We start from the raw sequence: 22,264 nt of genomic DNA on the forward strand, positions 1-22,264 counted from the left end.
CGGCGCCGCGCTGGCCGGCGCCTGGGGCATGTTCGTCAGCATCAAATAGTCCCGACCGCACGCGCTCAGGAGACAAACGTCTCGCCGGTGCGCGGGTTGCGCACTGGCCGGCCATCGCAGTCCGGTCGCGCTCGGAATGCGTGCAAACGCTGCACCGGGTATTCTTCGACGATGCACTTATACAGGTGTTTTGCCCGACGAGTCAAACGAAATTAGCTTTATCAGAAATCAGCGAGGCGCGCCTTACCCGCAGCCCGGGAACCTTGTTCCCTCATTAGCATTTGTGAAGGACGCGCCCCGACCGAGACCCCTCCTGCCATGACCGACGATGCCGTCAGCCCCACGAAATCCGCACCGTCGCTGTTGCAGAGGCTGGGGCCGGGTCTCGTCACCGGGGCCGCCGACGACGATCCGTCCGGCATCGCCACCTATTCGCAGGCCGGCGCGCAATTCGGTTACGGACTGCTCTGGACGGTATTTCTGACCACGCCGTTCATGATTGCGATCCAGCTCGTCAGCGCCCGGATCGGCCGCGTCACCGGCAAGGGGCTGGCGGCCAACGTCATGCAGATCGCGCCGCGCTGGGCGGTGCTGTCGCTCGTCGCCATGCTCGTTGCCGCCAACACCTTCAACATTGCCGCCGACATCGCCGCAATGGCGGAGGCGCTCTCGCTGGTGATCGGCGGCCTCAACCACGAGCACGCGCTGATCTTCGCGGCGGGCTCGACCCTGCTGCAGGTGTTCCTGCCCTATCGGCGCTATTCGCCGGTGCTGAAATTTCTCACCTTGGCGCTGTTCGCCTATGTCGCGACCGCCTTTACCGTCAAGATCCCGTGGAGCACGGCGCTGCTCGCGGCGGTGTGGCCGAAGACGAATGTCAGCGCCGACTATTTCATGATGGTCGTCGCCGTGCTCGGCACCACGATCAGCCCGTATCTGTTCTTCTGGCAGGCCTCGCAGGAGGTCGAGGAGATGAACCAGGGCAAGCGCGACAAGCCGCTGCGCGAGCTGAAGCGCGGCGGCAGTCCGGAGCTGGCGCGCATCCGGGCCGACACCCTCTCCGGCATGCTGCTCTCCAACGGCATCGCCTTCTTCATCATCCTCACCACCGCGTCGGTGCTGCACGCGAATGGCGTGACCAACATCAACTCGGCGACGGAGGCCGCCGAAGCGCTGCGGCCGCTCGCCGGCGACTTCACTTTCGCCCTGTTCGCGATCGGCATCATCGGCACCGGCCTGCTCGCAATTCCGGTGCTGGCGGGCTCGGCCGCTTACGGCGTGGCGGAGATCTTCGGCTGGCGCGCGACGCTGGAGGCGAAGCCCGACGAGGCGGTCGGCTTCTACACCATCATCGCCGCCGCCACCATCATCGGCTTTGGTCTAGGGTTCACCGGCATCGACTCGATCCACATGCTGGTCTGGAGCGCCGTGCTCAACGGCATCGTGGCCGTTCCGATCATGGCCATGATGATGCTGATCGTCTCGAGCAAGGCGATCATGGGTCGCTTCAAGGGCCGGTCATGGCTCGTCGCGCTGGGCTGGCTCGGCACCGCGTTGATGGCGCTGGCTGTGCTCGCCCTGCTCGGCTCGTCATTGATGGGCTGACTAGCCTTTGACTAGCCTTGCGACAAGACTGCCGAGATCTGCGAGGCGATGATGAAGGCCGCGAACACAGCCGGCACGCTGATGAAGCGCAGGAATTGGTCGATCGAAAGCATCGCTGTCTCCCCCAAGACAAAAACGTATACGCCGCCGCGCTATTCCACCCCGTGCGCGACGTGCTGATCGGCCGTCAGAAACTGATCGGAAATGGCGGCTCCACTCATCGTGAGCAGCGCCAGGATCGTAATCACAGCCAGAAATCTCATGGCCGGAAGATCGATCCCGATTGTGGCCAAAAACGTCAGAGCATGGCGCCTTTTCAGGACGATCCCGGGCAAGATCATGGCTGTCCCCACCGGATTCCCCGCGTTTTCCAATAGAACGTTCGGAAGGGGCTTCCCTGCACACCTCGCCAGGCTTCACTGCGCAAGGCCGTTAGCCTAACAATCGTGGCTGGACCCGGGCTTGCGCCCGCCAAAGAAAAAAGCCCAGCCGGGCAACAGGGAGCGACATGACCAAATCGTCGAAAGCAACAAGTCTCGAAATTCTCGCCTGCGACGCCGGCTGGAGAAACTACCACTTCGTCAAGCTGACAACCGAGGACGGCATCGTCGGCTGGAGCGAGTTCGACGAGGGCTTCGGCTCGCCCGGCGTCGGTGCTGCGATCCAGCGCCTGTCTGCCCGCGTCGTCGGGCAGAACGTTTTCCGGCACGAGCGCATCTACGCCGAACTGTTCGCGGCCACGCGTCCCGCCGCCGGCGGCGTGGTGGCGCAGGCGCTCGGGGCGATCGAGAATGCGCTGCTCGATGCCAAGGCGAAATGTCTTGGTGTGCCCTGCTACGAACTGCTCGGCGGCAAGATCCGCGACCATGTCAGGGTCTATTGGTCGCATTGCGCAACGTGGCGGATCAATCACCCGTCCTGGTACAAGCCGCCGATCGAGAACCTCGACGGCGTCAAGGCAATCGGACGCGAGGTCCGCGAGAAGAAGTTCACCGCGCTCAAAACCAACATCTTCTCCTATGATGACGGCAAACCGACCGGTTGGCGACCGGGCTTCGGCTCGCCCTTCGCTCCCGAGATCAACGTCGATCGCAAAATCCTGCGCGATCTGCGCATGCATCTGGAAGCGATCCGGGACGGTGCAGGCCCCGACGTCGACATCTTGCTTGACTGCAACTTCAACGCCAAGACGGAGGGCTATCTGGAGATCCTGCGCACCATCGCGGACCTCGACATGTTCTGGATCGAGATCGACAGTTTCAATCCGGAAGCGCTCGGTTACATCCGCAGGCAAAGCCCGCATCCGATCTCGTCCTGCGAGACGCTATTGGGCTTGCGGGAATTCCTGCCCTATTTTCGCGAGCAGGCCATGGACGTCGCGATCATCGACACGCCCTGGAACGGCGTCTGGCAGTCGATGAAGATCGCAGCCGCCGCGGAAGCGTTCGAAGTCAACGTTGCCCCGCACAATTTCTACGGCCATCTCTGTTCGATGATGAACGCGCATTTCTGCGCCGCCGTGCCGAACCTGCGCATCATGGAGATCGACATCGATCGCCTGGCGTGGGACCGCGAACTGTTCACGCATGAGCCCGACATTCAGAACGGCCATCTGGTCATTCCGGACCGGCCCGGCTGGGGCACCGATCCGAACGAGGAAGCCCTGCGCGCGCATCCGCCGAAGACCACCGGCGGATTGCTCAGCTACGGCCGGAAGGGCTAGAGCGTCTTACGGCGTCACTGGATTGACGGTTGGGGACGTCTTCGGCCCCGGCCGCTCCGGCTCGATCGGGGAGTGCGGTTCGGTCGGGAGAATTTTGGCACCTGCGGCCCGCGCGGCTTCACCCGTGGTTGCGTACATCGCAACATGGGCGGGCTGCGTTTTGGCCCGATTCCATGGTCCGTGATCGACGATGAGCATCGCAGCAATCGTCAACGCGGCCACAATCAACGCGATTACGCCGGGATGGCGAAGCGCTGAGGACATGGAGTTTGCGAAGCGATCCGTTGCCATCGTGGAATCCATAGGCTTTTCCTCTCACAGGTTAATGCAATCGCGTCCTGCGAGTTCCGCCCTTGGCCAAGGCAAGTTCCAAGCGGATACGGGAACCTGGTCGCCCCAAGGCGCTCAGTGTTTCACATCCGGCCGCGCGTCGCCGACGAACCGGTCGCGGTTCGGCATCTTGACCGCTGCAAGCGATTTGGCATCGAGCGTCGCATCCGCTCCGACCAGTCCATTCAGGTTCAGGATGTAGGCGGACACCGCATAAACCTCTTCATCGCTCAACGATTGCGGCGCGTTCTGCGGCATCGCGCGGCGGATGTAGTCGAACAGCGTCGGCGCATACGGCCAATAGCTGCCGACCGTACGGATCGGCTTTGGCGTTGCGATCGTGCCCTGCCCACCGACGAGCCGGTCACCGAGCCCGCCCTCGCCTTTGTCGCCATGGCATGATGCACATTGCTGGGCGAACACCTCGCGCCCTTGGCTCACCGAGCCGCTTCCCTTCGGCAGATTGCTGCCGTCGCGTCCGATATCGATATTCCAGCCCGCAATCTCCGCAGCCGTCGCGGGCCGTCCGAGGCCGTACGAGGTCTGCGCCTGCGCTTCGCTCGGAAACGTCCACAGCACAATGACGACAGCAATGCCGCAAGTCTCACGCCAGCGCATTGGTCACCTCGCCGTCAGCCGCGATGCGCCAGGGCCAGATCGCGTTATTGTGGTAGAAATAGTTCTCGCCGCGCATCGCGAGCAGCTCGGCCAGAGTCGGCTGCACATAGCCGGTTTCGTCAATGGCACGGCTCTGGATCACGGCAGGCTTTCCGTCCCACTGCCAGGGCAAGCGAAAGCGTGTCAACGCACGCGTCAGCACCGGCTCCTGCAATTGCGCGGATTGCCAACTCTTTCCCTCGTCGACGGACACTTCGACGCGCGCGATCTTGCCATGCCCGCTCCAGGCTATACCGGTGATCTCGTGGAAGCCTGGCGCGCCCAGGCGTTGGCCGCCGGAGGGCCTCGTGATAATCGACTTCGCCTCCATGTAGAACGAAAATTCACGCGCGGTGCCGTCCGGCAGCAGGTCGGTGTATTTCGAGGTCTCCTCGCGCGAGTAAACCGGCTCAGCCGTCACATGCAGGCGGCGCAGCCACTTCACGCTCATATTGCCCTCGAAGCCCGGCAGGAACAGCCGCAGCGGATAGCCCTGCTGCGGACGCAGCCGCTCCCCGTTCTGGCTGTAGACCAGCATGGCGTCCTCGAGGCATTTGTCGATCGGGATGCTGCGCGTCAGCGCAGCCGCGTCGGCACCTTCGGCGACGATCCATTTGGCATCCGGCTTCAATCCGGCCTCTTGGAGCACCAGCTTGAGGCTGACGCCGGTCCATTCTGCACAACTCACCAGACCCACGAGGTCCGACGCGGTCTTGCCGTAAGGCTTGCTGTAGCCGGGATTGCCGGAGCATTCGAGAAAGTGGACGCGCGATTCCGACGGGAAACGCCTGAGATCATCCATTGTAAAAATCAGTAGGCGCTCGACCAGCCCGTGCAGCATCAACCGGTGCTGGGCCGGATCGATGGTCGGAACGCCGCTATGATGCCGCTCGTAGAACAGGCCGTTCGGCGTGATGATGCCGTCGAGCTCCTGCAATGGCGTCCGGCTGGAGGCCGAGATGTACTGCTTGAGCGTCTTCGAGATGTTCTTGACGACGCCCTTCTCGAAGGGTGACGGCGCGCCATAGGGCTGGCCCCCCGTCGGCTCGCCCGGCGCCTTCATCCATTCGGGGACGTTGGGCGGAAGGTTGTCGGTCTCGGCGGCAGCCGATGCGCCGGCGCCCAGGACAGTGCCACCCGCCACCGCAGCACTGGCGCGCAGAAAGCGGCGGCGAGTCGTCCCCGCGGGTTTATCGAACGTTCTGCTCATCTGCGGATCCTTGGCTGAAGCGCGACCCGCATGAAACAGTCTGCAACGTGCATTTGCAATTCGCACCTGTTTCAAAAACAGGCGATTTCCATCTGGACTGATCTAAATCCGGTGGCGGCGACGGCAGTTCTCTTCTTCGCAATGCACAAACGGCTCGTCCATCACTCGCCGGGCGCGATCGCATTGCTCGGTGTCGGCCGGTCGGCGATCTGCTGGCCGAACAGGCTGCCGATCAGTTCGACCGCCGTGCGCGCGGTGCGGCCACGCTCGTCGAGGAACGGATTGAGCTCGACGATGTCGACTGATCCGACCACGCCGGAATCGTGCAGGAGCTCCATGATCAGATGCGCCTCGCGATATGTCGCTCCGCCCGGCACCGTCGTGCCCACGCCGGGTGCGACGCAGGGGTCGAGAAAATCGACATCGAAGCTGACATGTAGTACGCCGTTGCTGGCCCTGACGCGCTCGATGACGCGGCGGATCAGCACGGCGACGCCGAACTCGTCGATCTGGCGCATGTCGACAACCCTGATCCGGCGCGTGCGCATCAACTCCTTTTCGAGCTTGTCGATTGAGCGCGCGCCGAACAGGTCGAGCCTGTCGGGATCGATCGAGGCGCGCGGATCATCGCCGAGCAATCCGTCGAGGCCGGGTTCGCCGCACAGGAATGCCGCCGACATGCCGTGCATGTTGGCGGTGATCGTCGTCTCCGGCGTGTTGTAGTCGGCATGTGCATCGAGCCAGAGCACGAACAGCTCGCGTCCGCGCTCCTGCCAGTGACGGGCCATGGCATTCACCGATCCCATCGACAACGTGTGATCGCCGCCGAGAAAAATCGGCAGCGCGCCGGTTTTCGCGATCTCGTAGCCTCTGCGGCTCAGCACGCGTGTCCAGCGCTGGATTTCGCGGTAGTGATTGGCTTTGTCGGGGGGCCTGTCTGCGAGGTCCCGGAGCTCGGCCACCGAGAGATCGCCGTAATCGACGACCTCGAAATCCAGGCTCTCGAGCAATGTCGCAAGGCCGGCGGTGCGGAGCGCCGCAGGGCCCATCAGGGTACCGCGCTGCGAAGCCCCCATGTCGATGGGAGCGCCGAGCAAGGCGATGCGCCGGGCTCGATCCGTCGTGGTCCGGTCGGTCACAGCTGTCTCCTGAGATCAGCAAGATTGAGCCAGCCTAACAGAGATTCGCATCCGTCGTTTCACGGGGGCGGTCGGCCCGGGGGGCGCATCGTCTCGGAACAAAAGCCCGCGCGCCGAATTGCTCATGCAAGGCCGGTACCCGCCGTAAAACCACGGCGCCTGTCGCGGATAGCCAAAGGTCATGCGACCCGCTGTTCAGAACGAGCGCTCGCGCGGATAGCCAAAGGTATCGGCCTCCGTCACTTGATCAGCCCGGAGGTCGCGCACTTGAGCACGGAGATCCCGCAGTCCACCTCACATCCCGGCATGGCCGAGCGCGCCATTGATGTCGCGACGGACGTATCCCGCACCATCGGTGAAGTCGCAGGTGGCCTGCACGCAGCTGTCGACCGCATGACCTCCGCAATCGACGACGCGCGCAAGCCCGGAAAACCCCTCGCGACCGTCGCCGCGATCACGCGCGAAGCACCGCTTGCCAGCCTGTTCGTTGCTTTCCTGTTCGGCGTCGCGGTGGCACGTCGGCGCTAGAAAGACATCAAACTTGCCCCACTTCGGCTTGGCGCCTGAGAGCTTCCGCACAACGTCTTTTAGCGTTGGGGGCAAATAGCGCTTCTGGGAGTGGGATTGCGTTCTTTCAGAAACACCCAGCAGGCGTGTCCCTTTCGGTCACCGCAGAAAGAGGCGGACCTGCCGCGATTGGGATCATCATCGCAATGAGAGCCGGACTTTTCCTCACTGATCTCATCCTAATTGTCGCGCGATAAGCAGCGGCATTTTCGAGTGCCGTAGAATGATTGATCCGCACCAGGTGAATACGATTATCTCCACGACCATTTGCGCATTTTTTGCACATTACCCAGACGCAAAAATAGGAATTGAAGAAGCCAAGCTGCTCGCGAAGCAAATTGCGGATGCTCTCAACGAGGCGGGACTGCAGATTTCTGCCCCCGATCCGGCGAGTCCAGAAGCTGACTAGATGCCGCTGGGCGATCGTCCAGAGCTCATGTGCGCCACTCTTCCTGACCGGAGATCGGCTGTCGTTCAGCTGGTTCGTTCCTGGCGCTCAGCCAGTTGGGTCCTCAATCACAGCTCCGGCTCTTTCGATCCTCTTCGGCACTAGAATTGCTGCTTATGACAAGAAGGGCTTGCAGTAGCGGTGCACACCACGGACGACGGTCGACGCCCCGGGCCGCACGTGGGGTAGACCATAAGGCCACCTGCGCCCGTTGGCTGATATCTACTCCTATCGCAGCTGCCGCTAATGGCTCCTGAGTTGTATTGCGGTTTCGACTTTGACGAAGATCAGGTCGCGCTCTCGCCCATCCCAGGTGCGCTCTGTGGATCGAATCCACTGCGAAGCGGCTCATAGGAACAATTCAAAAAACCGTGAGTTTGAATACAAGAAATCCGAAAAGCGAGAGAGGGATGTGATGACGCGGTCCGTGGAAGAATTGAGGCGTGAGTCCGAGCGAAGTCGCGCTGAGTTGGCCGCTACGGTCGATCGGCTGAAAGAGCAGGTCTCGGAGACGGCCGAGGACATCCGCCATAAGGTGTCGCCGCAGCACATCAAGTCGGAAGTATCCGACTATGTCACCCACACGACAAAGAGCTGGGTGGACGGACTGAAACAGCAAGTTATGGACAACCCGATGCGGAGCGTGGCCGCCGGGACCGCCGTGGTGGTTCCACTCCTACGCTTGGCGCGTGGTGTCCCCTTGCCGCTTTTGATGATCGGTGCCGGCTTGGCGCTCACCTCGAAAACCGTGCGAGACCGCGCCGCCGAGGTTTCCGGCCCTGCGATGGACAAGGCGAACGAGGTTTTCGAGGACATGGCGGATCGAGCGCGCGCCATGCAAGGCGATCTCAGGGATCAACTATCTTCCGCCCGCAATCAGGCCGCGAGCATGGCCGACGAGGCGCAAGATTCGACTGCCGGTCTCGCGGCGGATTTACGCGCACGGGCCTCCCAGGCCGCCGAGACGATTGGCGAAAAGCTCAAGAGCGGGGTGGATGCGGCGAAGGACAGTGCCTCCGCAGCTAAGGACGCTGCCGGAAGGGCGCCCGAACAAGCTCGCGCGATCATTAGCGATAATGCCGCGCTAATCGCCGGTCTTGGGGTGGCGATCGGAGCCATTATCGCAGCCGCTCTTCCGGAAACCAAGGTTGAAGCCAAGGCCATGAGCCAGGCGAGCGACGGCGTGAAGCGGGCCGCCGCCGAGGCCGCTCAGTCCGGATTTGACGCCGCCAAAGATGCCGCAATGTCGGCAGCCGACGCGGCAACAAGCAGAGTCGCCGAGGCCGGCCTCGGTGAGCATGCCAGCCGCATGACTCAGAACCTCGCTGACTCGCTCAAGACAGCCGCCGACGACGTCGTCGGAGCCGCTTTCAATCCCTCCCGCAATTCCAATACCTGAAGGAACACACCATGAGCGATCTAGACCTGAGCAGAGGCACGAATTCAAATGAAGATCGGAACGCGGGTTCTCCGAAGAACCTGAAGGACCAAATGGCGGAGGCTGGAGCGACTGTGAAGCAGCGGGCCGACGAGGCCTTCCGGGCAACCGCTGACATCGCCCAGGACAAGTTCAAGGAAGCCGGGGATGCGGCCAAGGACCTCGCTTCGGGGACCATGGACCAGATTCGCGGCCAGGCACGCGAGCAGCAGCGGACTGGAGCCGAGTTCATTGAGCGACTTGCCGGCAATGTTCGGGAAGCGGCTCGCGCCTTCGAGAGCGATGTGCCTTTTGCCGCCCGCGGCATCAACTCCGCCGCGGACTATGTTGAAGATACCGCCGAGAAGATCCGCAACGGCAGCTTCCGCGATCTCCTCGATGGCGCAACCGATTTCGCAAAGCGTCAGCCTGCCGCTTTCCTTGGCGTTTCGGTGCTCGCCGGTTTCGCCGCCGTCCGTTTCCTGAAGGCCTCCGGCGGTGACTCGCCTTCATCGCGACCTGGGATGAGTAGTGGAACGTCGTCGACGCAGGGCGACACGTGGCGCGGAAGCACGTCTTCCACGGGAGCCGGGCAGGCTTCCATGCAGGGCTCATCGGTATCCGGCAACAATCCGCAGCGAACGACGTCCTTCAAAGGCGGCAGCGTATCATGACCATTCAGCACGATATCAAGACAAGCCAGAACGATCTTCGGACCATCTCCACGCTTGTAGCGGACGCGATGGGGCAGTTCGCCAAGCTGTTCCAGAACGAAATCGACTTGGCCAAGGCTGAACTCAGCGACAGAGTGCAGAAGATAACGGGAGCAGCAGGCTTCATTGCCGGTGGCGCCCTTCTGGTGACCCCCGCCATTGTGATGGCGCTGTTCGCATTGTCGGCGGCGTTGATCTCCGCGGGATGGTCGCAACCGCTTTCCTACCTGACATCCGCGATCCTCGCTGGCGCCATTGCGGGCGTGCTGTTTGCGGTCGGCATCAATCGGATGGACGCCCGTAATCTTGCGCCGCGGGAGACCATCCGGCAGCTGGAAAAGGACAAGGACACCGTGAAGGGAATGGTCCGATGAGGAGCACGCAAACCGGCTTTTTCGACAATCTGGTCGCAGCGGCCAAGGAAAATCCCCTTGCCGCCGTTCTAATTGGAGGCGGCGCGCTGTGGCTTATGGCTGGTGACGACAGGATCAAGGGCGCAGCTCGGTCGACGGCGGCCGCCGCGTCCGGTGTGGTCGATGGCGGGGTGAGCACGATGCGGACTGCGGCATCGGCGATCCAGCGCACTGCGGCGCCGCCCACGGCGCCCGAAATGGATCACATAGGGTCCCTCGATGGCGAAGACACGTTGCAGTCAGCCAAGGACGCTGCATCCGGCGTTCTGTCAGGAACCGCGGACAAGATGAGGGCTCAGTTCGAGGACGGCCTAGAGATGGCGCGGGACGGCTTCGCTAAAGTGCGCGACCAGGTTCCGGGCGGCGAAGCCGTCTCAAAAGCAAAGTCGTCGTTGTCTGATATGCTAGAAAAGCAACCGCTGGTGCTTGGCGTCGTCGGCTTGGCCATTGGCGCCGCAGTCGCAGGGGCATTTAGAACAACCGACATCGAGAATGAGTATGTCGGGGAGACCAGCGATGCTGTAAAGGCCGACCTGAACAGCCGTGTTGGTGCCGTCTCGCAGGCGTTGCGCGAAAACTCCGACACCCTGTTAGCAGAGGTCTCCGATACCGGCGGCGAGGCTCTGGATCGAATCAGGCAGACCGGGATGGATGCAGTCGAAGCAGCCCGTGAAAGGGCCAAGTCGCCTAATGTGCTGTGACCACTGAAGAGTCGTCGCGACGTCCGCGGCGACTCTTCCGAATTATTCCGCGTACAACATCAGCGCATCATCTAGGGGCCCAGCTCGCGCTCCCGATTCGTGATCAGCGCTCCTCGTAACAGTAGATCTGCTTCGCATCGCTCAGAAGTGGCTGTTGAAAGCGACCTTATGGGATCTTGATCGCGAAGCTCAAGTGTTCAGGCGGCACTGACGGCGGCGCACTCGGCTGCGAAGAATTGCCGCTCGAATGCTTCCGCCGGCATCGGACGGCCGAAGAAATAGCCCTGGCCTTCCTCGCATCCCATGCTCACCAGGAAATCGGCCGTCGCGCGGTTCTCGATGCCTTCGGCCACGACCGTGAGACCGAGCTGTTTGCTGAGACCGATGGTCGACCCGACGATCGCGGCATCGTCGGAATCCGCGAGCAGACCGAGCACGAACGAGCGGTCGATTTTGAGCCCGTCGAGCGGAAACTTCTTCAAATAGCTCAGGCTCGCATACCCGGTACCGAAATCGTCGAACAGGACGCGGACGCCGAGCTGCTGGATGCGTTTGAACATGTCGAGCACGCGGGCTTCGTCATGAAGCAGGATGTCCTCGGTGACCTCGAGCTCCAGCAGCGACGGCGTGAGCCCCGTCGCTTCGAGCATCCCCGCAACCGAATGCGCCAAATCGCCGGAGTGCAACTGCGAGGGCGACAAATTGATCGCGACGCGCACGCTGTCGCCGGACAATTCCCAGGCGCGTGCCTGCCGGCAGGCGGTCTCCATCACCCAGTTGCCGATCCGCTCGGACAGGGCCGAGCTATTGACCACGGGCATGAACTCTCCGGGCGAAACGTAGCCGCGCACGGGATGCCGCCAACGGATCAGCGCTTCGGCCCCGACCAGGCTGGCGTCGATCAGGCGAACCTGGGGCTGATAGAACAGCTCGAACTCGCCGCGATCGGCGGCAAGTGCCAATTCGCTTTCCAGCGTCAGCCGGTTCTCCAGCTCCTCCCGGAGCGCGCTCTCGAAGATCACATGGCCGCCGCGCCGCGTCAGCTTTGCCTTGCTCAGAGCGAGATGGGCATTGCTCAGGAGATCGTCGGCGTTGTGGCCACCTTCCGGATGGATGGCGACGCCGATGCTGAGCCTGACGCGGTGCTGCCGCGTGCCGGTCGCAAGCGGCGCTTCGAAGGCGCGCGCCATGCGCTCGGCGTACTCCGCGATCGGCTCGTCGCCATCGGCGCCTTTGCGCGCAATGGCGAATTCGTCTCCGCCAAGCCGGGCAACGACAGCGCCGCACGCCTCGGCTCTCAGGCGACCAGCGACCGCCTGCAGCACGAGATCTCCGGCGGAATGACCGAGCATGTCGTTGATGCTCTGGAAGCCGTCGAGCCCGATCACGAGCAGCGCGACCTCGCAAGGGCGCTGCCCCGCATCCGCGATCATGCCGACCAGTCCTGCATGCAGCGTGTTGCGGTTGGCAAGACCGGTCAGCGCGTCGTACTCGGCGAGATATCTGACGCGTTCGGCCTCACGCTTGCGGACCGAGATATCGCGCAGGATGGCTCCGTACTGGAAGCCGTCCGTTCCCTGCCAGCCCGAGAAGCTCGCCTCGACCGGGAAGGTTTCACCGTTCTTGCGCCGCCCTTCGAACTCGACGACGACCGCCCCGCCAGGGACCAGGAGTGCCTGGCGCGCGGCGTCGCGCATGGACGGCCTCGCGTCACCGTCCCCCGCCACGGCGCACAACGTTTCGAACGGGCGGCCGATGATCTCGGCGGGCAGATAGCCGAAGATCGCACTGGCGCCGGGATTCCACACGGTGATGAGCTGATCTTCGTCGGTGCAGATGAGGCCATCGCCGAGTGACATCGCGATACGATGAAAGCGGCTTTCGGCGATGCGCCCCAGGAGACCTCGGAAATCGATTTCGTCGAGTGCAATTGCCGTCAGATAGGCGACAATCGCGATGTGGAACAGCGATGTGTCGATGATGAAGGGCCATCTTGCCTGCACGAGGACCGCCAACAGCTCGAAAACCGCCCCGACCGAGATCAGGATTGCGGCGCGAATTCCCGGTCCCAAGCGGCGCCACGAATACACCATCAGCAGGCAGATCCCAGCGAGACCCAGGATCATGCCGGTATCAGAGGTCCAGCGCAGCATCCGGTTCTGGAGGATCGATTCCGCTGCCAGCGCCTGGAGGATGGGTCCGGAGATAATGCGGCCATTCGGAACGCTGAAGCGGTCGCCGAGTTCGAGCGCCGTCGCTCCAATGATGATCTTCTTGTCTCTCAGCTTGTCGAGAGTGGCGGTTTCGCCGCGGAGCACGTCGACGTAGGAGACACTCGGAACCGAGCCCGCCCGAATGCTGAAATCGATCAGGAAAGGCGGCCGCCGATTGGCGTCCTGCCCGGCCAGCACGACGGCCATCGACGGCATCACGGCCTCGCCGAGCTTCTCGCCGAACGGATAGCGGCGAACGAGCCCGTCGGATTCGATCGCGACATTGACCAGCGCCGGCCACGACTGGTTGCCGAACGGCTTCAGGGGGCGATTGATGTGAGCTGCGCCGCCATTCGGCGCGGGCTGCTTGAAGGACGGCAGGATGGTCGAGCCCCCGGCCTCACGCAGCGCTTTGACGAAAGCCTCGTCGGAGGCCGGATCGGATGGCGAGCTGAAATCGACGTCGAAAGCGACGTCCTGCGCCCCCGCGGCCTCTAACCTGTGCAACAGTTCCGCGTGCAGCCGGCGCGGCCAGGGCCACACCCCGATCTGATCGATCGAGGGCGCGTCGATGGCCACCACGACGACATTGCCGGTCGCGGCACGCGATTGCCAGGCGAACCGCAGGTCGGTCAGCGCGTTGCGAAGCGCACCATGCCACCCCGTGGACAGCGCGATCGCCAGCGCTGTCACGACAAGAATATGCGGCCGAAAGCGTCCCACCCGATCCTCCTGCGCACCCGCTTCCGCAGGTGCGCCCCCTCATCCCCTAAGACATCGCCTCAGTGCTTGTTGTGGCCAAGGGCATTGCCGTGACCATTGCTGCCGTTGCCGCCGCCATTGCCGTTGCCGTTGCCGTTGTTACCCCGGCCGTTACCGGTGGCGCCGTTGTTGCCGTTACCATTGCCGGAATTCCCACTGCCGGAATTGCCGTTACCGGATTTGCCCTTGTCCGGTTTGGTCTTGCCACCGGAGTCTCCGTTGCCGCCGCCAGAGCCGTCGCTGGATGCACCGGCCGTGGTGGCGGCTATTGTCGTGCTCGCAGCCGACGAACTGGTGCCAGCCGTCACGCCGCTGCTCGTGGTCACCGCAGTCTGGGCGGTGCCGTTGGATGCCGTTGTGCCCGCTTTCGAGTCGCCCCAGACCGTCTCGGTGCTGGCGTAAGAGTTGCGCGCCTGTCCGGGGGCACCGCCGCCGTGGGCGAGCCCGTGCGTGACCTTGTGGACGTTCAGCTTGACCTCGCCCAGCGAACTCGAGATGCGCACGACGCCGGGCTTTGCAGCATCAGCCTTGGCAGCACCGCCCTTGGGCGCGTGAACTCCGGCCGCCTGTTGCGATGGCTTGGGCGCGGCGGCCGCCTTGGCGCCCTTGTCGATCGGACCGAGCGCATGGATCGCATGGCCGTTCGCGGCGTTGCGCGGGGCCGACAGGCCCGATTTCGGCACGGGGACGCGCTCGATGCTCGAGGCGCGCGGCTTGCCGTGCTCGATCGGATTGAAGGTCCCGGAGCCGCTGAGAGAAAGGCCGGGCTTGCCATGCTCGAAGACGGTGGCGGCCTGCCCCGGCAGGACCTGGGCGATCTGTCCCGTCTTGAAGTCGGAGACCTCGACCTGGCCGCGGAGCACGCCGACTTTGGTGCTGCCCGCATTCACGGTAACGCTGAACTGCGTTCCCTTGACGACAGCGGCGAGATAGGGCGTCTCGACCTCGAAATGCTTGACGTTGCGCTTCTCGACCTCGAGCAGGATCGAACCTGCCTGTTGGATGATGGTGGTCGAAAGGCCTTCCTTGCTCTCGGTCGGTAAACCCACCACCGAGTTGGGAGAGATCAGGATCGTTTCCTCGCCGCGGACGAGCAGCACGCGGCCATTTCGTCCGGTGCGAATGGTATCGCCGGGCTTGAGTGCCTCCTGTTGGTTCAGCGAAACCTGCTGCGCGCCGCTGGTGGCGACCCAGACCTCGCCGCTGGCCTTGCCGACCGACCAGACGCCATCGTCCGCGGCGGATGCGACGGAGGCCGTTCCCAGGATCAGCGCAGCCGCCAAGGCGCACCGCATTCCAATTTTGCTCAGCATGACGATCCTCAGTCCCCGTTACAGCCGCCTTGAGGGGTATCCGAAATCACTCAACATAGGATTAGCAGGAAGCGGCCACCGGAGCGGTCGCGTTAACCATTCGTTGACCATAAAAAAGTATGAAAAATCATGTGGCTAACGAACCCTTATAGCATCAGGGGCACATCTCCGTCGAACTACGGGGAGAGGCGCGTTGCGCGCGTCGGGAAGCGGCATCTGGTTACCGCAGCGGTGCTGTTGGCGCCGTTCTTCGCCGGATTTCCTCAGGCTTTCGCGCAGCAGGCGAACCAGCCGGGCTTCGATCCGCGCCAAGCTCAGAAATATTTTGAAAACCAAGCCGAGCGGGAATCGCTGAGCCGTCCGCCGGTCAGGCTTCCGACAGTCGACCAGCCCAACACCGGCGGCGCTACCAAGCCTCAGTTCGTGCTGCGCGGCATCAACGTCAGCGGAGCCCGGGCCGTTTCCCCCGATCGTATCGCCGCGGTCTATCAGCCTTATGTCGGTAAGAAGGTTTCGCAGGCGGATCTCGCCGCGATCGCCGGCGCGATCAGCGATCTCTACCGCGCCGATGGTTTTCACTTGAGCCGGGCGATCGTGCCGCCGCAGGACATTGCCAACGGCCTGCTCCGGATCCAGGTGATCGAAGGCGCCATCGTGCAGGCCGAACTGAAAGGCGATGGCGCCGAGCAGTTCGGCGTGAGACCGATGCTTGGGCCGGTTCTGGCCGAGCAACCGTCGCGCCTGGCAACGCTGGAACGCCAGCTCTTTCTCATCAACGGCAGACCTGGTGTCCGGATCACCGATACCGCACTGGAGGAGATCGGCGGTGCGACCGGCCGCTTCCGCCTCATCGTCTATTTGAAGACCTGGCACGTCTTCTCCTCATTCGGTCTGGACAATCTCGGCTCATCATCAGTCGGGCCGTGGCAGACCTACGCGACCGGCGCGTTCAACTCCTATCTCACCCCCGGCGACACGCTGGCGGTCAACCTGTCGACCATCGCCAACGACCCCCGCCAGCTTGGCTTCGCACGGCTGTCCTACGATGCACCGATCGGTGTCGACGGCGTGCGTCTCGGCGGGTCCGTCCTGTACAGCGCGGTTCGGCCGGGCGATGCCCGCCGCCTCGACAGCGACATCACCACGACCGAGGCGTTCGAGCTGCGTGCCGGCATCGTCCCATTGCAGTCGCAATCCTCCTCGCTGACCCTGACCGCGGCGACGACCTTCAGCAACGTGTCCGAGCATGATCTTTACGGCCCCTGGTACAACGACCACATCAGGACCGCGAGCCTGACCGCCGACTACCGGCTCCAGGATCATTTCGGCGGCACCAATTTCGCGACGCTGACCTACCGCCAGGGCCTCGACATCTTCGGTGCCTCGCATTTCGACGACGACCTGTTGTCGCGCGACGGCGCGTCATCGAACTTCTCCGTGCTGAACCTCTGGTTCACGCGCTACCAGACGCTCAACGATGTCTGGTCGCTCAAGGTCTCCGCTGCGAGCCAGACGGCGTCACGGCCGCTGTTCACCTCGCAGCAATTCTATCTCGGCGGCGCGGCCTTCGGGCGCGGCTATGGCGCGGCCGAGATCAGCGGTGACAACGGTCTTGCCGGCTCGCTCGAACTGCGCTTCGACCAGAAGCTCAATTTCCACTACTGGACCGGCTATCAGCTCTACGCGTTCGGTGACGCCGGTGCAGTCTGGAACTACGGTTACCGCCTGAGCGAGGGCCTGTCGCTGACCTCGGCCGGAGCTGGCGTGCGGTTCTTCCTGCCGGACGATTTCCAGGCTGATCTCGGCGTGGCCCTCCCCCTGAGCTACCGGGCGCCCGACAACGAGCGCCGCAGCCCGCGCTTTCTGTTTACTCTGTCAAGCGCGCTGCGGCTCTGCTCCGAACGCGGCAAGGGCGGTTGTCTGTAAACCCCTTGTCCTTCGCGCTGTAGCCCTCGAGGTGCGGCCCTTTTTGGGCCCAGGCTCATAGTCTTGCCTAAATTTAATCCCGTAACCTGCTCACGATCGCTCGATCCGGGAGTTCCCAACGACCATGTTCAGTCAAAAGTGATTTGAGACGGAACCATGAAAAAGGTGTTTGCAGTTCTGGCGTTTCTCTGCGTCCTCGGCGTCGGCCAGTATTTCGTCGTCAGCCGGTTTGCGATCCGCCATGAGGTGTTGACCCTGTTCGACGCCGCCCGCCAGCGGCCGATTGCGGTCGAAATCGCTGTACGGCGCGATTACGAGACCAAGGCCAATCTTGGCCTCTGGAAGCTCCCGCTCGCCATCATCAGCAATGGCAATACCGTCAAGGCCAGTGAATATTCCTTCTTAGCCAACGTGCTCGCCGCACGCGGTTATCTCGTCGCCAGCATCCAGCAGGATTTGCCGAGCGATCCGCCGCTGATGACCAAGGCCGGTCAGCAATATGTCGGGCGGCGCGAGGTCTATATCCGCTGCGAGGCCAACATCCTCTTCACCCTGGGCGAGTTGAAGCGGCGGCAGGAGAACGCCGACTACGACCACATCACGCTCGTCGGCCATTCCAACGGTGGCGACGTTTCGATGTATGTCGCCCATCAGCACCCGGAGCTGGTGTCGAAAGTGATCACGCTCGACAATCTGCGGGTGCCATTCGTGCTTAGCGACAACATGAAGATCCTGTCGTTCCGCTCGAAGGATCCGCATTTTGTGACCGATCCCGGCGTGCTGCCGACGCCGGAAGAGGCCAAGGCGCGCGGCATCGACATCATCCATACTGGCGCACAGCATACCGAGATGAGCGATCGCGGTCCCGATGCGGTCAAGGAGAAGATCCAGGCGACACTCGACCGCTTCCTGCGCGACAGCGCTAGCAGCGCGCTCGCCCCGGCCGATACACGAAGCCCGATGATCATGAACCCCGGCGACTATTAGTCCGGCCCCTTTGCGGCAGATCAAGGCTGCCGCGAGCCGACCACGATAGAAAGGGCCTCGCCATCTCGGAGAGGCACGTGTCGCACTCCATCGAAAGCCTTGATACAAAAAGACTCGATACGACAAGCTTTGGCCTGCCCGCGGCAAGGACGCCGAGATTCGCCCGGCATCTCTATCGTTCGGCTCGCAAGCTGCTGCGGTCGATCATCGCCCGCATCGACCTCTCGCAGTTTCCGGGTTCGTGTTGCGGATGAGGAGGGCGTCGCGAGCCAACAACACACAGGATTGCCCTATGCACCGGCATTTAAGACGAATTTGCCTGCTGGTTGCAGTGCCCTCAAGCGCGGGCACGTCGTCCGCTCCTACCTAGCGTAATTTTGAATGGAGGAAGTACTCTTGTCCCGTCCGCTTCTGGCGCGTTGTCATCGGCCAACCTCAGATTGGCGCAGCTCGCGACCACGGATGGTCTGACGAGGCTCGCGAACCGGCGCAGCTTCGATGCCTTCCTGCGGGAGGCCTACGTCAAGCACGCCATTCTATCGGTGCTGCTGATCGACATCGACCAGGTCAAGTTTCATCAATCTCCGCACCTATCCCGCGGTGCTCTTCCTCTATGCTTACGGCCTCGGCTTGCTGGCCGCTCGACGATATGCGGACCTCTTCAAACTGTTCACCTTCCCGCTGATAACCGACCGCGACACCACCTCAAACGTGGTCGGTCACCTGTTCCTCAGCGCATGGGCCGGCGGGGAGAACAACGTGTGGCAAATTGTGCCCGGCCTTGAGCGGCGCAAGACGGCCCTCAGCGACCACTGCATGATATCTTTCAGACTTGGACCGGCGACTACTTGTTTTCGTCAGAAGGTTACACCCCCTTCTTTGAAGAATTCGAATTGCTGGGCTCGCTCGCCTACATCTCACTCGGCAGCAGCAAAGAGGATTTGCAAGGCGTCCCGCAACGCACGGCGGACAAATTTGTCTGTGCCCCATTGGACGGATGTCATGGGACGGACAATGGCGCCATCAGGGTAACATTCGCAGATGCGGCAATACGGGGGTCAAATATTGCAGGCCCAATGACAATCCCACCCTAGGTCGGCTGAAAGGTGGTTGGCGAGCCGGTGTGCATGGCCAGGAGGCGCGTTGCCGGGAGATCCGTGCAAGCAGGTCCCTTCGGAGCCGGACTGGATCCACGAAGTAAAGCACGACGGCTATCGGATGGTCATTCGGGAGAACGACCGTGTGCGCCTGCTCTCCCGCAATGGCACCGACTGGACCAAGCGCTATCCCTGGATTGCCGAGGCCGCTCTGAAGAAGCGGCAGAAGCATTTCGTCATTGACGGCGAGGCGGTGATCCTTGGCGTTGATGGGGTTTCAGAATTCAATGGGCTGCACTCACGCAAGCATGAGCACGAGGTGCAGCTCTACGCCTCCGACATCCTTGCCATCGACGGCGACGACCTGCGCGATCTGCCGCTGCACCTGCGCAAGACCAACTTGGAGCGGCTGTTGGCCCGCCGGCCGGACCGGATCACCGTCGCGCCATTCGAGCACGGCGAGATCGGACCGGAGCTTTTCCGGGCGGCCTGCCGCATGGGCCTTGAAGATCTCGTCTCGAAGCATCGCGATCGGCCCTACCGCGGCGGCAGGCAAAAGCACTGGATCAAGGTGAAGAACCGCAGGCACCCAGCAATGGATCGAGAGCTGTGATGGCCGCGGAGTTGATGATTGGGTAGCCCAGTTCCCAATGAATCAAGTCCGTGCGGGATCTATGCCGCACGGACTTGATTGCAACTGTCCAGGCCCAGTCGGATTCCGTCGCAGCAGATCTAGCGTCCCTGTAATGCCCCTCGTAGGAAGCCCGTCATTTGCGACGGGCTCAAGGTCAGGGAGGAAAGGCGCCATGAAGGCGCGGGTTAAACTTATAACGAGTCGCGCCAATACTGTGTGTCGCAACTCACACTGTGGACAACAAAATTGCCCGCGGATCGCGCCATTCGATCGAGCCGCATCAGCCTTGATCCGGCTGCTGAGGCTGCCGGTCCGCGCACGATCAATGCACCACGCCGAGGTGAGCAGCCGTCGCGGATGCAGGGCGTCATCACACCATGGAGCTCTCAAACCCATACCCCGTGAGATCATGTAGGGTCTGCCGTGGGCCATCAAGGCCGTTCGCCGCGGCGCTGGCAATGGCCGCCCGGCACTGTGCGACGTCCGCGGCTTTCACTGCCGCTGCGCTCCCAGCCGGGCCAGTTGGCGGGCCCTTGTCTGCCCCTGATGGCAGCCAAGGGCTCAGTCCAGCGCACCTCAGCGCGTTGGAGCTGGCCGCAGCGTTCTTAGCGGAGGGCCGCAAAGGTCGACATGCTCGGAACCGAGGGCGTAGCCCGAGATAGCTCCAAAAGACACACGCCAGACGGTGTTCGGATAGCTGCCGGCGCAAACCAAATGTGTCGTATCGGATGCATAGTTGACGCAGCGCTTTAGACACTGCCTCGCCAGCGCAGCTTGGCGATCGGGGCAGTTCAGGCCGGTTCTTTCGTCTTCGGCCCTCCCGGCGTCGTCCTCAAAAAAGCAATCCCGCAACTGCGCATTTCGAGTCAACACGTTCACGCATTGAGTGGTCGCGTCGCCGACCTGCGCCTTGGTCGGTTTCACCAATGGGCACTCTGGGGGAATCTGAGCTGGGACCACGTAGGTACGCGCTGGCCGGCGGGCGAGCACGGCGGCTCTGTGCTTGCTCACCGCGGACCCACGTGACGGCCCTCGAGAATCTTCGGCGCAGGCGATAGGAAGGCATCTGGTCCACAGCGGACCGCTGCTCACGCACCGATTGGCGTCTGGCGCGCAGCCGGTGGGGCAACAGGTTTGCGCAGACGCGGGCGATATCACCGCATATGCCAAGACCAGGATTGTCACCTTGAGACGGCGCATGTTCCCCCCACCAGACAGCAGCTAAGCGGCGCTCCACTTGTCCTTTTCAATCGCGCTCATTCTTTTTCTTCTTGTCATCTCCATCCTGGCCGCCAAAGCCCGAGGAGCCCTTGTTACCGCCGCCACCTCCAGATCGGGAGCCTTCCTCTCCGGAATGCGCGACCTTGGACCCCTTTGCGCCACCCGAGTTCTCGCCGCCACCCCCGCCAGAGCCCCCACCACCGCCGCCGGCTGATGAATACTCCTTGGTCGAGTGATCCTCGGTCGCGCTGTGTGGATCATTGTCGAAGGCTGAATGACTGCTGCCGCCGCCGCTATATCCTGCTCCGTCTTGGGCGCCGGAACGTGCGATGGCTGTTGACGTCAACGACGTCGACAGGAGTAGAGTCATCGCTGGCGGGGTTATGGCAGCAAACCTGCCACACATCTTCAAGAACTCCCGGCGGTCTTCGTCTTCTTCTGTTGTGCGCATCAGGTATTCCCCCTCGGGCTAACTGCGACTATTAAACCAAATTAAATAAATTAAATCCTTTAATTGTTCAATCACGAAAAGTTACGTTCTGGTGCGCCTACCATTGGTCGTACTGCCCTGCCGCGCGGCGGCAGAAGTTCTGGATCAGGTGAAGAACCGCAGCCACCACCCTGGCAAATGCGAGCCGCTGGATCCGGTTGGCGCTGAAGTATATTGCGGCAACTACTCGGGGTCAGTCGCTACTATGCTGTATAGAATTTCAGTTGCCGTGGCGTGGGCTTCTCTTGCCTTTATCACCTACGCAAGTCTGTCTCCAATCCACGACAGGCCTCAACTGAGCAGTTCGGCCAATATCGAACACGTCGCGGCCTTTGCGTTCCTAGGTTTGGCATTTTGTGCCGCGTACCGGGACCGGATGACGCTGGTGTGCAGCCTCGTGCTTGGTAGCGCAGTGGTGCTGGAATTGTTGCAAAAGCTGACGCCAGATCGCCATGCTAGATTGCTGGATGCGACCGAAAAGGTGGTCGGCGGGTTGCTCGGGATTTTGCTCGCCAGCATAGCTTTACGCCTGATCGAGCGCTGGACGGCTGCATCTGATGTCTAACGGTTCTTGCGGGTTGGGTTCATGCCCAATCGTGCCATAAGCCAGGGACGACTGAGCTGCTGCCGGTTTGATGGACACCGAGATTGGGTGTTTTATCGAGCCAGAGGTGGGTCATGCAGAGACGGAAGTTCAG

General features: G+C 62.5%; 20 protein-coding genes and 1 pseudogene. 13 read left to right on the plus strand and 8 right to left on the minus strand.

The window, feature by feature from the left end; all coding sequences use genetic code 11:
• The first annotated feature begins 318 nt into the window (after nucleotides 1-318).
• Nucleotides 319-1,605, plus strand: coding sequence for a divalent metal cation transporter (locus IVB32_RS09400; RefSeq protein ID WP_018454868.1), 1,287 nt, complete (start codon nucleotides 319-321; stop codon nucleotides 1,603-1,605).
• A 152-nt stretch (nucleotides 1,606-1,757) separates the two neighbouring features.
• Here the strand turns inward: IVB32_RS09400 and IVB32_RS09405 are convergent, their stop codons facing one another.
• Nucleotides 1,758-1,946 carry a hypothetical protein gene (locus IVB32_RS09405; protein WP_247296981.1) on the minus strand — a complete coding sequence of 63 codons (189 nt, stop codon included), beginning with the start codon at nucleotides 1,944-1,946 and terminating at the stop codon, nucleotides 1,758-1,760.
• 167 nt (nucleotides 1,947-2,113) lie between these two features.
• Here IVB32_RS09405 and IVB32_RS09410 point away from each other — a divergent pair, with 167 nt between their 5' ends.
• Entirely contained in the window at nucleotides 2,114-3,328 is a 1,215-nt protein-coding gene (locus IVB32_RS09410) for a mandelate racemase/muconate lactonizing enzyme family protein (protein ID WP_247409430.1), read from the plus strand.
• Between the two features lie 6 nt (nucleotides 3,329-3,334).
• On the opposite strand, the gene IVB32_RS09415 is transcribed toward IVB32_RS09410, so the two are convergent.
• The 4 genes from IVB32_RS09415 to rocF form a co-directional block, all read right to left on the minus strand.
• Nucleotides 3,335-3,631 carry a hypothetical protein gene (locus tag IVB32_RS09415; RefSeq protein WP_018454872.1) on the minus strand — a complete coding sequence of 99 codons (297 nt, stop codon included), beginning with the start codon at nucleotides 3,629-3,631 and terminating at the stop codon, nucleotides 3,335-3,337.
• A 102-nt stretch (nucleotides 3,632-3,733) separates the two neighbouring features.
• Complete coding sequence (locus IVB32_RS09420; protein WP_247410237.1) at nucleotides 3,734-4,276, minus strand: cytochrome c; 543 nt, start codon at nucleotides 4,274-4,276, stop codon at nucleotides 3,734-3,736.
• The gene (gene soxC, locus IVB32_RS09425; RefSeq protein ID WP_247410239.1) at nucleotides 4,263-5,525 is read right to left on the minus strand and encodes a sulfite dehydrogenase; all 1,263 of its coding nucleotides are present in this window, start codon (nucleotides 5,523-5,525) and stop codon (nucleotides 4,263-4,265) included. The genes IVB32_RS09420 and soxC overlap by 14 nt, the downstream gene beginning before the upstream one ends.
• A gap of 161 nt (nucleotides 5,526-5,686) precedes the next feature.
• Entirely contained in the window at nucleotides 5,687-6,664 is a 978-nt protein-coding gene (gene rocF, locus IVB32_RS09430) for an arginase (protein ID WP_247361407.1), read from the minus strand.
• A 267-nt stretch (nucleotides 6,665-6,931) separates the two neighbouring features.
• On the opposite strand from rocF, the gene IVB32_RS09435 reads away from it, so the two are divergent.
• The 6 genes from IVB32_RS09435 (at nucleotide 6,932) to IVB32_RS09460 (ending at nucleotide 10,923) form a co-directional block, all read left to right on the plus strand.
• Complete coding sequence (locus IVB32_RS09435; protein WP_247335302.1) at nucleotides 6,932-7,192, plus strand: hypothetical protein; 261 nt, start codon at nucleotides 6,932-6,934, stop codon at nucleotides 7,190-7,192.
• 262 nt (nucleotides 7,193-7,454) lie between these two features.
• The gene (locus tag IVB32_RS09440; RefSeq protein ID WP_018454877.1) at nucleotides 7,455-7,640 is read left to right on the plus strand and encodes a hypothetical protein; all 186 of its coding nucleotides are present in this window, start codon (nucleotides 7,455-7,457) and stop codon (nucleotides 7,638-7,640) included.
• Between the two features lie 454 nt (nucleotides 7,641-8,094).
• Nucleotides 8,095-9,078, plus strand: coding sequence for a DUF3618 domain-containing protein (locus IVB32_RS09445; RefSeq protein ID WP_247361406.1), 984 nt, complete (start codon nucleotides 8,095-8,097; stop codon nucleotides 9,076-9,078).
• 92 nt (nucleotides 9,079-9,170) lie between these two features.
• Nucleotides 9,171-9,770: a hypothetical protein gene (locus IVB32_RS09450; RefSeq protein ID WP_247296978.1), complete on the plus strand. Its 600-nt coding sequence runs from the start codon at nucleotides 9,171-9,173 to the stop codon at nucleotides 9,768-9,770.
• Nucleotides 9,767-10,183 carry a phage holin family protein gene (locus IVB32_RS09455; protein ID WP_018454880.1) on the plus strand — a complete coding sequence of 139 codons (417 nt, stop codon included), beginning with the start codon at nucleotides 9,767-9,769 and terminating at the stop codon, nucleotides 10,181-10,183. The genes IVB32_RS09450 and IVB32_RS09455 overlap by 4 nt, the downstream gene beginning before the upstream one ends.
• Nucleotides 10,180-10,923 (plus strand): hypothetical protein, encoded by a 744-nt coding sequence (locus IVB32_RS09460; protein WP_247409426.1) that lies wholly within the window; start codon nucleotides 10,180-10,182, stop codon nucleotides 10,921-10,923. The genes IVB32_RS09455 and IVB32_RS09460 overlap by 4 nt, the downstream gene beginning before the upstream one ends.
• A gap of 197 nt (nucleotides 10,924-11,120) precedes the next feature.
• On the opposite strand, the gene IVB32_RS09465 is transcribed toward IVB32_RS09460, so the two are convergent.
• Nucleotides 11,121-13,859, minus strand: coding sequence for an EAL domain-containing protein (locus IVB32_RS09465; protein ID WP_247410241.1), 2,739 nt, complete (start codon nucleotides 13,857-13,859; stop codon nucleotides 11,121-11,123).
• 59 nt (nucleotides 13,860-13,918) lie between these two features.
• The gene (locus IVB32_RS09470; protein WP_247369584.1) at nucleotides 13,919-15,211 is read right to left on the minus strand and encodes a FecR family protein; all 1,293 of its coding nucleotides are present in this window, start codon (nucleotides 15,209-15,211) and stop codon (nucleotides 13,919-13,921) included.
• A gap of 129 nt (nucleotides 15,212-15,340) precedes the next feature.
• Here IVB32_RS09470 and IVB32_RS09475 point away from each other — a divergent pair, with 129 nt between their 5' ends.
• From IVB32_RS09475 to IVB32_RS09490, 4 genes are all read left to right on the plus strand, one after another.
• The gene (locus tag IVB32_RS09475; RefSeq protein WP_247369582.1) at nucleotides 15,341-17,137 is read left to right on the plus strand and encodes a POTRA domain-containing protein; all 1,797 of its coding nucleotides are present in this window, start codon (nucleotides 15,341-15,343) and stop codon (nucleotides 17,135-17,137) included.
• Between the two features lie 156 nt (nucleotides 17,138-17,293).
• The gene (locus IVB32_RS09480; RefSeq protein WP_247361397.1) at nucleotides 17,294-18,124 is read left to right on the plus strand and encodes an alpha/beta fold hydrolase; all 831 of its coding nucleotides are present in this window, start codon (nucleotides 17,294-17,296) and stop codon (nucleotides 18,122-18,124) included.
• A gap of 77 nt (nucleotides 18,125-18,201) precedes the next feature.
• On the plus strand, nucleotides 18,202-18,378 hold the full coding sequence (locus IVB32_RS09485) for a hypothetical protein (protein ID WP_247361395.1): 177 nt from the start codon (nucleotides 18,202-18,204) through the stop codon (nucleotides 18,376-18,378).
• Nucleotides 18,379-19,267: 889 nt separating this feature from the next.
• Entirely contained in the window at nucleotides 19,268-19,834 is a 567-nt protein-coding gene (locus IVB32_RS09490; protein ID WP_247369580.1) for a DNA ligase, read from the plus strand.
• A gap of 1,393 nt (nucleotides 19,835-21,227) precedes the next feature.
• On the opposite strand, the pseudogene IVB32_RS09495 reads toward IVB32_RS09490, so the two are convergent.
• Nucleotides 21,228-21,527, minus strand: a pseudogene (locus IVB32_RS09495) (hypothetical protein); the annotation flags it as partial.
• Nucleotides 21,528-21,630: 103 nt separating this feature from the next.
• On the opposite strand from IVB32_RS09495, the gene IVB32_RS09500 reads away from it, so the two are divergent.
• On the plus strand, nucleotides 21,631-22,131 hold the full coding sequence (locus tag IVB32_RS09500) for a VanZ family protein (RefSeq protein ID WP_247361389.1): 501 nt from the start codon (nucleotides 21,631-21,633) through the stop codon (nucleotides 22,129-22,131).
• Nucleotides 22,132-22,264 lie beyond the last annotated feature (133 nt).

It is taken from the genome of Bradyrhizobium sp. 23 (assembly GCF_023073295.1).
Lineage (GTDB): Bacteria > Pseudomonadota > Alphaproteobacteria > Rhizobiales > Xanthobacteraceae > Bradyrhizobium > Bradyrhizobium canariense_D.

What these genes read in the sequence shown, in the direction of transcription:
- IVB32_RS09400 (WP_018454868.1), top strand. Translation starts at nt 319, where the DNA reads ATGACCGACGATGCCGTCAGCCCCACGAAATCCGCACCGTCGCTGTTG.
- IVB32_RS09405 (WP_247296981.1), bottom strand. Translation starts at nt 1,946, where the DNA reads ATGATCTTGCCCGGGATCGTCCTGAAAAGGCGCCATGCTCTGACGTTT.
- IVB32_RS09410 (WP_247409430.1), top strand. Translation starts at nt 2,114, where the DNA reads ATGACCAAATCGTCGAAAGCAACAAGTCTCGAAATTCTCGCCTGCGAC.
- IVB32_RS09415 (WP_018454872.1), bottom strand. Translation starts at nt 3,631, where the DNA reads ATGGATTCCACGATGGCAACGGATCGCTTCGCAAACTCCATGTCCTCA.
- IVB32_RS09420 (WP_247410237.1), bottom strand. Translation starts at nt 4,276, where the DNA reads ATGCGCTGGCGTGAGACTTGCGGCATTGCTGTCGTCATTGTGCTGTGG.
- soxC (WP_247410239.1), bottom strand. Translation starts at nt 5,525, where the DNA reads ATGAGCAGAACGTTCGATAAACCCGCGGGGACGACTCGCCGCCGCTTT.
- IVB32_RS09440 (WP_018454877.1), top strand. Translation starts at nt 7,455, where the DNA reads ATGATTGATCCGCACCAGGTGAATACGATTATCTCCACGACCATTTGC.
- IVB32_RS09445 (WP_247361406.1), top strand. Translation starts at nt 8,095, where the DNA reads ATGACGCGGTCCGTGGAAGAATTGAGGCGTGAGTCCGAGCGAAGTCGC.
- IVB32_RS09450 (WP_247296978.1), top strand. Translation starts at nt 9,171, where the DNA reads ATGGCGGAGGCTGGAGCGACTGTGAAGCAGCGGGCCGACGAGGCCTTC.
- IVB32_RS09455 (WP_018454880.1), top strand. Translation starts at nt 9,767, where the DNA reads ATGACCATTCAGCACGATATCAAGACAAGCCAGAACGATCTTCGGACC.
- IVB32_RS09460 (WP_247409426.1), top strand. Translation starts at nt 10,180, where the DNA reads ATGAGGAGCACGCAAACCGGCTTTTTCGACAATCTGGTCGCAGCGGCC.
- IVB32_RS09470 (WP_247369584.1), bottom strand. Translation starts at nt 15,211, where the DNA reads ATGCTGAGCAAAATTGGAATGCGGTGCGCCTTGGCGGCTGCGCTGATC.
- IVB32_RS09475 (WP_247369582.1), top strand. Translation starts at nt 15,341, where the DNA reads ATGTGGCTAACGAACCCTTATAGCATCAGGGGCACATCTCCGTCGAAC.
- IVB32_RS09480 (WP_247361397.1), top strand. Translation starts at nt 17,294, where the DNA reads ATGAAAAAGGTGTTTGCAGTTCTGGCGTTTCTCTGCGTCCTCGGCGTC.